Source organism: Chloroflexus sp. (assembly GCF_034434295.1).
In the GTDB taxonomy this organism is placed as follows: domain Bacteria; phylum Chloroflexota; class Chloroflexia; order Chloroflexales; family Chloroflexaceae; genus Chloroflexus.
Genome location: NZ_DAOTZQ010000074.1, coordinates 23922 through 35715 on the forward strand (window position 1 = coordinate 23922; position 11794 = coordinate 35715).

At 53.9% G+C, this 11794-nt stretch carries 11 protein-coding genes; 6 read left to right on the forward strand and 5 right to left on the reverse strand.

All coding sequences use genetic code 11. The features are described from left to right. Window positions 1–19 precede the first annotated feature (19 nt). The 4 genes from VAE57_RS10800 to VAE57_RS10815 all read right to left on the reverse strand — a co-directional run bounded on the left by VAE57_RS10800 (window position 20) and on the right by VAE57_RS10815 (window position 5156). The gene (locus VAE57_RS10800; RefSeq protein WP_322821889.1) at window positions 20–2569 is read right to left on the reverse strand and encodes a VWA domain-containing protein; all 2550 of its coding nucleotides are present in this window, start codon (window positions 2567–2569) and stop codon (window positions 20–22) included. A gap of 71 nt (window positions 2570–2640) precedes the next feature. Continuing rightward, entirely contained in the window at window positions 2641–3240 is a 600-nt protein-coding gene (locus VAE57_RS10805) for a TadE family protein (protein ID WP_322821890.1), read from the reverse strand. Window positions 3241–3252: 12 nt separating this feature from the next. Continuing rightward, a complete protein-coding gene (locus VAE57_RS10810; protein WP_322821891.1) occupies window positions 3253–3831 on the reverse strand; it encodes a TadE family protein in 579 nt (192 codons plus the stop codon). A 608-nt stretch (window positions 3832–4439) separates the two neighbouring features. After that, on the reverse strand, window positions 4440–5156 hold the full coding sequence (locus VAE57_RS10815; RefSeq protein WP_416208445.1) for an esterase family protein: 717 nt from the start codon (window positions 5154–5156) through the stop codon (window positions 4440–4442). Between the two features lie 89 nt (window positions 5157–5245). Here VAE57_RS10815 and VAE57_RS10820 point away from each other — a divergent pair, with 89 nt between their 5' ends. The 4 genes from VAE57_RS10820 to VAE57_RS10835 all read left to right on the forward strand — a co-directional run bounded on the left by VAE57_RS10820 (window position 5246) and on the right by VAE57_RS10835 (window position 8418). Further along, complete coding sequence (locus VAE57_RS10820) at window positions 5246–6436, forward strand: MFS transporter (RefSeq protein ID WP_322821893.1); 1191 nt, start codon at window positions 5246–5248, stop codon at window positions 6434–6436. Between the two features lie 76 nt (window positions 6437–6512). After that, window positions 6513–7175, forward strand: a complete 663-nt coding sequence (gene pdo / locus VAE57_RS10825) for a protein disulfide oxidoreductase (RefSeq protein ID WP_322821894.1) — start codon at window positions 6513–6515, stop codon at window positions 7173–7175. Window positions 7176–7526: 351 nt separating this feature from the next. Further along, a complete protein-coding gene (locus VAE57_RS10830; RefSeq protein ID WP_322821895.1) occupies window positions 7527–8153 on the forward strand; it encodes an RNA polymerase sigma factor in 627 nt (208 codons plus the stop codon). Next, window positions 8140–8418, forward strand: a complete 279-nt coding sequence (locus VAE57_RS10835) for an anti-sigma factor family protein (RefSeq protein ID WP_322821896.1) — start codon at window positions 8140–8142, stop codon at window positions 8416–8418. The genes VAE57_RS10830 and VAE57_RS10835 overlap by 14 nt, the downstream gene beginning before the upstream one ends. On the opposite strand, the gene VAE57_RS10840 is transcribed toward VAE57_RS10835, so the two are convergent. Then, complete coding sequence (locus VAE57_RS10840) at window positions 8396–9292, reverse strand: LysR family transcriptional regulator (protein ID WP_322821897.1); 897 nt, start codon at window positions 9290–9292, stop codon at window positions 8396–8398. The two genes, VAE57_RS10835 and VAE57_RS10840, sit on opposite strands and share 23 nt — an antisense overlap. A 284-nt stretch (window positions 9293–9576) precedes the next feature. On the opposite strand from VAE57_RS10840, the gene VAE57_RS10845 reads away from it, so the two are divergent. Together VAE57_RS10845 and VAE57_RS10850 are read left to right on the forward strand one after the other, a co-directional pair. Further along, window positions 9577–10977 (forward strand): MBL fold metallo-hydrolase, encoded by a 1401-nt coding sequence (locus VAE57_RS10845; protein WP_322821898.1) that lies wholly within the window; start codon window positions 9577–9579, stop codon window positions 10975–10977. Between the two features lie 109 nt (window positions 10978–11086). After that, window positions 11087–11782, forward strand: a complete 696-nt coding sequence (locus VAE57_RS10850) for a DUF1641 domain-containing protein (RefSeq protein WP_322821899.1) — start codon at window positions 11087–11089, stop codon at window positions 11780–11782. The last annotated feature ends 12 nt before the right edge of the window (window positions 11783–11794 follow it).

Consider the following 11794-nt stretch of genomic DNA (forward strand, 5'->3'; position numbering starts at 1 on the left):
CTGCGGCAATCCTACCCACCTAGTTTACACTACATACATTCCCGTCAAGGCGCAAGCGCAGATTCTGCTCAATCGTTGAGATGAAGCCGGCTCCCTGTCCATTTGGTTCAAGCACAACCACCATGTCAGACTGGCTCGCACTACCGTTGAAGAGCTGGCTATACATCCGTGGCATCGCCGTGGGTGGATCGAGCGGGTGGCGGTAGAAGAGATAGGCCTGCAAGCGGTAGGTACCGCGTGGAATCTCCTCGAAGGTGTAGCGCACCCGACCATCGGTACCGGCCACAATTGGTGCCCGATAAACACTTCCGGTCGAGAAGTCTTCGAGAATAACCTCACCCACGTTCGGATAGCTCAAACCACCAACCGATTGGAAGTGATTACCAGGGATAGTTCCACGCCATTCACCATCGCTACCATTGATACATGGTGCGCTTTCAACCTCAGCGTTGATAGCCAGCATAATACGGTCTACATTGTTTAGCCCATCCGCTCCACGTGTCAGGGTTTCGGCAATGTAGAAGTGGCGTGGTGTAGTTGCGACGCCATCTCGGAGCCCAGTCGGCGGTATAGATGAAATGGCAAGTACGTAAATGTCGGTCTGGATCGACTGATTACTCTTGATCTGCTGTGCGCGCTGTACCATTTGAGTAATAGGGCGATCCATGCCCAGGTATGTTCCGCCAACTTCAGTAGTCTGGCATTCAGCGTTGTCGGTCACATTCGGTATCGTTTTGCAGATGTGCCCGTTGGGATATGTGTTGTTGTTACTCTGCCCACCAATCAGGCTACCGTTACCAGCATCAAAGAAGATGTTAGTAACACCATCGGTCACGAAGATAATTGCCCGCCGATAGATCCACTCACGCCCTAATTGATTGGTCTTGGTAGGAGCACTTTGCAGTAATTGCTGAGCGCGGTACAACCCGCCGGTACCGTTAGTACCACCTTGCACTTGATACGGATCGTTATTCACCTTTCCTGCGTTTAGCACCGCATTCTTTAGCGCTGCCGGATCTGAGCTGAAACCGAAGCGATTTGTAGAAGGAACACTCTCATTGAACCAAATCAATGCCATCTGGTCGATTGGACGTGTTGGATCATACCCTGCATTGCCGGGCATATTGGTCTGTTCAATCAGGAGCCGGATAGCTTCCTTGGCCACGTAGATCCGACGTTCTTCTAGCGGTGTCCATCGATATGGGGGTGAACCGTTACATCTGCCAGTTGGGGGGGGCGATCCAGGAGGACCGCTCAGGCATTGTTCGGTCCTACCGTTGACCTTCCCACGACCGGAGAAATCCATGTTCATCGACCCTGAGACGTCAAGAATGACGACGTATTGTACCGGTGGGCGTTCATTCGCTACAATCTGGTACTCCGGCCACAGCTCAACACTACCAGTCAGACGCACGATGTTGGTATCTTCAGGTGGTGGTGGTGTAGCCGAGCAAGCCGTACCCTGCCGCTCAGGATTACCGAGGAAGATGAAATCCATGTAGGGGCGGTTATTTTCACGTCCATATGCGGTGAGCACGAAGAGGCCGAAGCGGACAACACGGTAGGCTGCATTTGACCCCTGACCGATAGCAACATCGTAGATCGGCAGGATCATGCGCGTACTGTTGCTAATGTGCGCATCGAGTGCCGCCCGCCGATCATTGCTGGCAGTGAAGCCAGAGCTACCATAGACCCAGTCGCCGACATTCAGTTGCCCGGGCCGTTCGGGGTATCCGGCAGGCTGGGGTAAATTGGGGGCCGGCCAGGGTGTGACTTCCATGAACCCTTTTGAGAGTGAACCGGTGCCGGTCAGCGCATATTCTAACTCCTGAGCACTGTTGGCATTAGCACCACTTGCTCCACGCCCGTCAAGCCAGCGTAACCAGCCAAAGCCACCGGGCACGTTATTGTCGGCTACGTAGAGCCGCATTTTGGTATAGCCTCTGTATGTGCCACTGGTGAACTTTTGCCAGTTATTATCAATCGTTCCATCACCGTTTTGATCGCCCGGATTGCGAAATTCGTTGCCGGAAATATAGTCATTGTTGATCGCAATCGGATACACACCATCCGTGGGTGGACAGGTACCAGCGTAGGAGGTTGCGCCAATCGGTAACTGGTTCTGATTGACGACCCGGGCGAAGAAGGTGTCTACTTCACCCCTTAAATTGACCTGAATGTAGGCTACATTATCTGGCGCTACCGTTCCATCACGGGTGATTTGGGCGCCACCCTCAATCGGCTCGCCACGGGCATTCAAATAGTAGGCCTCCATCCGAATATTCGGATTGTTGGCCACATCGATCCCATTTGAGCGAAGCGAATTGACAATCGAGTCGTAGATAACCGTATTAGTTGTCCCGGCCGGTCGGCGAATATAGGTATTCATCGCCGACAGCGAAGCAGCGTTAGCTGCCGCTACAGCGCGTCGTTCCTCAGAGAAGGTGCGCCCGACGTCAACCGACAGCGCAACCATTCCGATTAATACGACGATCATCAGGGCCAGGAGCGGGATGCTCTGCCCGCGCACCCGTTTGAGCGGGCGATACGTGTGTGATCTCTTCACCATACTTTCCTCCAGTTGCTGCGTTGACACCATAGTGCAGGAGCGCGACCTAAACGGTGGCGGGCTGTCGTCTATCAGCCGACAAATTGACTACGAATGGGCATTGTGTGGGTAACGCGCAGAATAATCTCCTGTCCGAATGCCGGCGCGAATGGGAAGAAGAGCCGGTAACGGTAGCGAATGGTTACTCTGATCCAGCAATTCTGACCGGCATTGCGCATATCGACCCGCGGTGTCCTTGTTGCGCATGTTCCACTCAGATTCGCTGGATTGGCACCCTTGGGGTTTTCAATAATCACAAAACCATTTGGATTCGTCGGGTTACCTGGATTGAACACAGCCGTCTGGTTGGCATCATCCACCCCATCGCCATTCAGATCAAGCAGATTTGCTACACCCATCGGCTGGGTCCCGCCGGCAGTGCGAATACGTTGAAAAATCTCGGCATAGTTCAGGCGTACTTCAGTTACCTGGCCGCTACTGTTGGTTACCACCACCGGATAGCTACCATAGGTAGCACCTTCCTGCGCTGCGGCCCGTAACGCCTGAAGCGTAAAGAAGATCAGACCGAGATCAACGGCTGCGGCGAGCAAGAGAAAGATGACCGTAGCCGAGAGGGCAAATTCAACTATCGCCTGGCCGACTGTTTTGCGACGACGTTTCGTGTTCATCATGTCCCCACTCTCCTACGGTTGCATCAGCACTTGCATCTCTTGCCAATCGGCAACATCGCGGGCACAGGCTACGCCACGTGGGTTCCTGGGATCAACGCCCAGGTTCTCAATCGAACGGCGTTGGACGACACGCAGGTTGATTGTGCCGTCTTGCAGCCCAATCAAGTCGAAGAGTGGCGTAATGCTCCGTACCGGATAGTTAATCTCGATCTCAATTGGCCCGCGGTCATTAAGATTTCGGGTTTGACCACCATTCGGATAGCGAATGATAACATAATCCTCAATCCGTCGTCCCTCATTCCCACTGCCATCGAACAGCACAATGTCCGACCGGATCGCTTCCATAATCCCGCGCACGCAGGCATCTGCTGCAAAGCCGGGATAATTGGCCGGTGGGTTGTTCCGCAATTGCAACCAGCTTTCGTATGGCGGCAATTGCGCGGCTGCCTCGGCACCGTTGCGTGCTGCCTGTGATACCATCGAGTAGGCGAAGATCAGATACCCGAATTCGATGATACCAAACAAGACGATCAGCATAACCGGCAGCAAGAGTGCCATCTCAACGATAGATTGTCCGGGTTTGTTCTGCATAGCACGCACTCCCGCAAAAGCTTTTGCTCTGGTTATCAGTATAGAACGCCTCACAGGATGGTTGAATAGTCCGAAGGTACCGGCTTTTCACAAGGGTATGAAAGTGGATTCTGGCCGGGAATATACTGCAAGATAAGGATAGCGCAGGCTTCAAGCCTGTGCCATGCTCTAACATTCAGCCTGTTATGAAATCAGTTCCCTTGATCGCGATCCGCAAGTATCTTTTCCACCAGGCTGCCAATAGCTCCCTGAAATATATTTGAACCTATTTCAAAAAACATCTACGAGAAGGTATCTTAATTCATTGCTGCTCGATTCCATGTTCATGACGAGCACACTCGGCATCCGCGTGACCAGCCGGGTGAACGACGTTGCACGCGCCAGATCGTGAGCACGGCTGGCGTGGCAGTATGGCTGCCGCACGCCAAACGACGCCACACACGGATGATGAGCGAGCAAGGCAACCAATGCAGCACGTGATGGCACCGGAGATGGTTATTAGATCGCGACAGTACAACTTTCTTTTTATGAAATAAGTTCTGCTTCCACGCCTGGTGTATCCTGGTTTCCGATCCGGTTTTCACGTACCCATTAGCCGTATATAGCTTTCAATCATGTCCGCCAATATATTGTACAATCATGCGTTGCCAGTAAGGCCAGTCGTGGTACCAGCCATCCCAAATGCGCAACGCATTGCCGATGCCTTTCGCCCACAATTGACTCGACAACAACTCGTTCGACCACGCTGACGGATCGTCTCTTCCGGTGACCAGGATGATGTCGGTTTCACGCAGGCGATCTATTGTCCATTGATCGTTTAAATTGGGCACAAAGTCCACCGGATTGTGAAAATAGACACCCTGCGTATAGGTGCTGAAAAATCGCTTTAGATCGTAGAGGCCCGATAAACCAATTACTCGCCGCACCAGGCCAGGATGACGCAAGGTAAAGACGACCGCCTCACTGCCCCCGAATGAGCAGCCGGTGGCGATCAGGAACGGGTTGGGGTTGAGATGGCGCACGAGCGGTAACACTTCAGTTATCAGATAGTGCTCGTACTGTTCTTCGCGCCAGATGCGGGCATCGGTGTCGGCAGTGTAGTTGTACCAGCTTTCGCTGTAGACACTATCGACGCAAATAAGTTGTATCCAACCCTGTTCAAGGTGATGACTGAGTGCTGCAACCATCCCCCGGTCTTCATACTCGTAAAAGCGACCATGTGATGTGGGAAAGACCAGGACCGGCGCACCGGCATGACCAAAAACAAGTAGTTCCATCGTTCGGTTAAGGGCAGGGCTGTGCCACGAGTGATACTGGCGTTGCATACATGTAAGTTTGTTGTCTAAGCAGCGATTACGGTAGCTAAAATGATAGCTTGCTGTGAACTGGCTGTCAATGAAAGAGTGTCGTGAGTATGATAACAGGTACAACAACGAAATTACAGACACTATCGTGGTTCCACGTGGCAATGCTGGTTTGGATGCGCTGGCTGATCAGTCTGGTCTTTCGGCTGGTCTACCCATTGCTGACGTTTCTTGCTGCCAGTTTTGCCGTGGATTTGAGTACAGCCAGTCTGTTAATAACTGTCCAGGTTGCCGCGTCGCTGCTGAGTCCGCTGGGTGGGGTGTTGAGTGATCGGTTTGGTGATCGGATTGTGATCCTCTGGGGCGGGATCATCTTCGTGTTGGGGGTTGCAGTTTGTGCTGTGAGTAGTGGTTTTGGGCTATTCCTGTCCGGATATGCGATTGTCGGTCTGGCAGTGGCGATTGCGATGCCGGCGTTGCAGAGCTATGTAAGCGCTCGCAGTCACTATTCCCAACGAGCGCGTTTGCTAGGGGTGCTGGAGTTGAGCTGGGCACTCTCGGCGCTACTCGGTGTGCCGCTGGTGACCTGGGTGGCAGAACAGTTTGGTTTAGCGATGGTTTTTGCCGGTCTGACGGTTGTTGGCATTGCCACGGTTGCCTTGATGACAATGCTACCAAACGATGAGTCCATTCATTACGTGCAGTCCGGTGGCGATGCATCTGCCGGGGGCAATCCAATCCAGATCGTGCTCAAACCGGTTATCCTGGCTGCGCTGAGTTTTATCTTTGTGCAGATGGCTGCCGTTGAGTTGATTTTTGTCAGCTATGCGGGCTGGTTAGAGCACACATTTGGGGCTACCACGGCAGAACTGGGTTTTGTCTTCGGGTTATTAGGGGGCGTTGAGCTGGTTGGTTCGCTGGCAGCAACCCTCTTCACCGACCGCATCGGTAAGCGACGAGCAGTGCTCGGTGGGTTTGCGCTGGTAGGCGTCTGGTTGCTTTTGTTGCCGCAGAGTACGTCATGGCTCACGTTTCTGATCTTGCTGCTGGCGTTTGATTTGTGCTTTGAGTTTGCCATCGTCTCGACCTTCCCCTTGATCAGTGGTCTCAGTGCGCAGGGGCGTGGAACAGTCCTCGCGGCAATGACAGCCAGTATCGGCGGCGGACGGATTCTTGGTTCACTTGTAGCGCCATGGTTGAGTGTGACTGCCGGTTATGCGGTGAATAGCACGTTGGCCGGAATACTCGTGCTGTGTGGAGTAGGCTTTGGTATCATGGCTATGAGAGAAGGTCGTGCCTGAAAACGGCAATGTAACTAAACGCACCGGCCTTGCATCTTATTGGTAGTGATGCGAATTATTGTGAAAGGAACAAGACATGGCTCTTATACAGGAAAAAGATCGCAAGGCGGTGCAGGAAGTGTTTACAGGTCTGAAGCGACCGGTAAGCATCGTGCTCTTCACCTCTGCCGAAAGTGGTGAGTACAGTGAGGTCACCCAGGAACTATTGCAAGAAGTCGTAGCCCTCCATCCAATGCTGAGTCTGCACGTCTATGATCTGGAGCAGGACAGCGCCTATGCTGCAGAATTGGGTGTTGACAAAGCGCCTGGGATTGTCTTCCTGGTTGGTGAAGAGCGGCAGAATCACGGCCTACGCTTTGCCGGATTGCCCAGTGGTTATGAATTTGCTTCCTTAATTGAAGCTATCCGTCTGGCTGGTGGTGCGGTACAGCCCGACTTGCAACCGGCGACTCTGGCGTTGTTGGAGACGATTCAATCCCCAATGCACTTGCAAGTCTTTGTGACTCCGACATGTCCATACTGCCCGCGCGCAGTAGTGATGGCGTACCGCCTGGCTCTGGCCAATCCGTACATCTCTGCCGAAGGCATCGAAGTGACCGAATTCCCCGCATTGGGCGACCGCTATGCAGTGATGGGAGTCCCCAAAACCGTCATTGATAATCTTGTGCATATCGAAGGTGCGGTGCCCGAAGGGATGATGGTCAATAAACTGCGGGAAGCGATTGCTGCGGCGGGGTAATGCCTGGTCTGCGAGAGTGATACCTCTGTAGACTACAAGAAAGCCGGTGTCGTCTTACCTGCCGTTAAATGCAGGATTCTCCTATCGGGATAGCTGAAGGTGATGCTTTCGGCTATCCCGATAGCGTTGTGCAGACAGTCGCTTGAGTCGTGGCTGGCTTGTAAGAACAGGGCTATCGGCGATAGCAGTTGAAGCTCGCGGATTGCTTCTGGTGGAGTGCAGGCTGATGTCTACGCAATTCCTTCCGCAACAGACTGCTGTGGAACAGGTTTAGATGGTAAAAGCGCCGAGAGCTGTACTCCATCGCAGACGTGCTATACTGAAAAAAGTAGCTGTGCTGGAGGAATTGCTGTGTCGGGACTGACCATTGATCTGTCACTATACGATGATGAAGAGGCTCTGCTGGCCGGTTTGCGGCGCGGTGACCCTGATGCCTGTACGTGTTTTGTCAAACGTTTTGCTCCGCTGGTGTATGCCCGCGCACTCCACCTGGTAGGCAATGCTGACGAAGCCGAGAATGTGTTGCAGACGACCTTTATCAAGGCGTGCGCAGCGTTACCCGAATATACCGGTGCCGGCAGTTTACGAAGCTGGCTCTACCGAATTGCATCGAATGAGGGATTGATGCTGCTGCGGCAGAAGCGGGCGCAGCTCGATCTTGACGAAATAGGTGATCTCAGCAGCGACATCTCACTCTCGCAATTTGCACCACGCTGGGCTATTGATCCGGCCAGGCGTGTGCTCGATGAGGAATTACGGCGCGAAATTATGCAGGCAATCACCACATTACCCGATGCATTGCGGGTCGTGACAGTCTTGCGCGATATTGAGCATCTGAGTACTGAAGAGACGGCCAGACAACTGGGTATCAGCCCGGCAGCAGTGAAGGTGCGTCTGCATCGTGCCCGCTTGCGCCTGCGCGAACTGCTGGCTCGCTATGTCGAAGCGGTGGAGGAGCAGCGTGATGTTGACGAGTGACCATCATTCCTGTCATGAACTCATCGATCTCCTGAACGATTATCTCGATGGTGAATTGAGTGCGGCTGAGTGTAGTGAATTGGAAGAGCAACTTCGTCGTTGTCCAGATTGTCGGCGATTACTGGCGTCGTTGCGGCAGACGATGAGCCTGCTCCATCACCTTGCAGATGAACCACCGCCACTACCACCTGCTCTGGAGGAGCGTTTGATCGTTCAGATGCAACAGCGCCTGCGGGCAAAAATCAATGACCGTAATGCGCAATGAGTAATTGTCGGAAAGCATACGCTACCGGTGATAAGGGGCGGGTTGCCCTCCATAGCAGGCGTAATGTGCGACGTAGTGGCCGACCAGCGATAGGGATTGGATGCAGGGCACCAACTTCTTGTTCGGCAGTTACAGCGTAGAGCGGCAGGATTGTCAGGCCGGTTCCGATCATCACCATACGCTTAATCGACTCCAGATTGTCGAGTTCGGCGATGATGCGTGGCGTTAATGATTGCTCACGCAGGGCATGATCGAGCCAGATGCGCGTTTGACTGTTCGATTGGCGCATCACCATTGGCTGACCCGATAGCTCGTGCAAATGAACCTCACTACGTCCCCACCACGGATGGCGGCGACCAACGACAACGTATTGATCAAATTCGCGCAACGCTTGTTGCTGCAAATCCCGTTCCGCGCTATCGAGTTCACCCTCGATTGCCCCCAGATCGAGACCACCATTCCGTAATTCATGCACAATTGATGGAGTCGTGCCAGTTTGGGTACTCACAGCGAGGTTGGGGTAGCGCTGGCGAAACATCTGTACCCATTCAGGTAAGAGATAGGCGCTTACACCGGGTGTCACCCCAATCGTCAACTGTCCATCACGCAGACCGGCAACATCTGTGACAGCCAGTTCGGCCTCGGCGACCAGGCGAAAAATGCCCTCGCAATACGCCAGCAGGCGTTGACCGGCTGGCGTCAGTTCAACACCACGCCGGCCACGCACGAAGAGTTCAGTGCCTAACGAATCTTCGAGCGCACGGATATGCTGGCTCACCCCTGATTGCGTCATGTGTAACTGTTCAGCCGCTTTGCTGAGACTCCCGGCGGCTACAACGCGGGTGAAGATATCGAGTTTGTAGAGATCGAGCATCGTTGCTCCTGGTTATGCTGTTGAGAGAACCTATCGATACTAAACGTTCAGACCTGTACATCCAGCAACATGCATCTATTCCTGGATGCAATGATTCTTGTGCACCTGAGCTATAAGTCTCTGCTTAGAGATAGTATAAGCATCTTTCGGCTTCTGCCAAGGGGGTATTTCTGCTATCGTCATAACTGTCAAATCCCAACACTCTCAACAAGCAATTGGCGCCAATGCTGTCATGCGGGATCAGGTACAGCTGATCATACGTGAAAAAGAAGGGAAGTAGAGCGATGTTGCTGAAGTATTTCTACGACGAGATGCTGGCGCAGGCTTCGTACCTCATCGGTTGTGCAAAGACCGGTGAGGCAATGGTCATCGATCCGATGCGCGATGTAGAACCGTATTTGCGCGTCGCCGCTAAAGAGGGCTTACGGATTATCCACATCACGGAAACCCATATTCACGCTGATTTTGTCAGTGGCGTCCGTGAGCTGGCTGCTCGTACCGGTGCGCAGATGTACCTGAGCGATATGGGTGATGCCAACTGGAAGTATGCCTATCCGGAGATCGAGAGGGCGATTCTGGTGAAGGATGGCGATACGTGGATAGTTGGCAATATCAAGGTACAGGTGATTGCTACTCCCGGCCATACCCCAGAGCACATTGCTTTCATGATTACCGATACTGCCGCTGCCGATCAGCCGATGGGTGTGTTCACCGGTGATTTTCTGTTTGTTGGTGATGTTGGGCGCCCTGATTTGCTGGAAGAGGCAGCCGGTATTGCTGGCACGAAGGAGCCAGGGGCACGCAAGCAGTTCCAGTCGGTGCGACGGTTTGCCGAACTTCCTGACTATTTGCAGGTGTGGCCGGCTCACGGTGCAGGCAGCGCGTGTGGGAAGGCGTTGGGCGCCATTCCATCGAGCACACTCGGTTATGAAAAGCGTTTCAACCCGGCGTTCCAGTTTGACGATGAAGATGCGTTTGTGCGCTGGTTGCTGAAGGGTCAGCCGGAACCACCGCGTTACTTTGCCCGCATGAAGTACGTCAACAAGGTCGGGCCGGCGCTCCTGCATGATCTGGCAACCCCGGTAGAGGTCGAGCGACCACTTCTCGATCAGGCAATGGCAGAGGGGGCAATGGTCTTTGACCTGCGCAGTGCTGCCGAGTTTGTCGCCGGTCACGTTCCGGGCAGCATTAGTGTTCCCATCCGCAAGATGTACAGCACGTATGTGGGCTGGTTCGTCGATTTCAACAAGCCAACCTACCTGGTCGTACCGGATGACGCCGACATGAATCAGATTTTGAAGGATTTGCGGGCGATTGGGGTAGATGATATTCCCGGTTATCTGCCGGCGTCGGCACTCGGTGATAATCTCGTGCAGTTGCCGACCGCTACGGTGAAAGACCTGAGCGCCGCACTGAGCGATCATTCGGCAGTCATTCTCGATATGCGTAATCTGACCGAATACGAAGAGATTCATCTGCCCGGTGCGCTGCACATTCCGCTCGGCTACCTGCCGCGCCGTCTGGACGACATTCCACGTGATACCCCGATTATTGCGCACTGTGCAACCGGTTATCGCTCACAGGTTGGCACGAGCTTACTGCGCCGGTTTGGTTTTACCAATGTAGCAACACTGGTCGATCCGCAGGGCACCTGGCGAGAACTGGCTTCAGCAGTTGCTGTTTGACAGCGTGCTGTTTCTGCCGGGAGGAGTGGCCATTACTACCGGCAGAAACAACCGCAAGGTGAATAATGGTTAGCCCGCTGTGTAGCGGGCGCAAGACGCAGGGAGTACTATGACGTACACGCATACTAACAGTGGACCAGCCGGTGCGGTTCACACGCTGGAAGCCGGTCACATTGCTGAACTCCTCAACCAGTTGATGGAGCGGATGGATCGGCTCGAACGGCACCTGGCGAAGGTTAATACCCTCGCCGATGAAGCGCCGGCACTACTGGCGATGGCGACTGATACGGTCGATGGGTTGTACCGTGACGCTGCCAGTGTCGGGGTTGATATTGACGAACGGTTGAAGATAGGTCTCGTCGCGCTTGAGCGGTTAACCGAGCCGGCGACTTTACGAGCACTGGCTGGCTTGAGTGAACAACTGGTAACACTCGATGAACTGGCCCGGCAGGCACCGGGTTTTGCGGCTATGACCGTCGATATGATCGATGAACTCTACGCGGCGATTCGTAAGCAGGGCATCGATCTGGAAGACACGGCACGTCAGGGTTTGATCGCACTACGCAATCTGGTTGCCTTGATGCAATCCGATGAGATGAAAGCCCTGATGAGTTCGGGTGTGCTTGATCCCAAGACCCTGCAGGTTATGGGCGCTGCGGCCCATGCGCTGGTAAGTGCTCAACGCGAACCACGACGGGCCGGGCCGATGGCGTTACTGGGCGCACTGTTCAACCGCGATGTCCAACGCTCACTCGGTTTTGCCCTGAATTTCGCCGAACGATTCGGTCAGAAATTGCCGGGCTAGTTAGAAACTCGT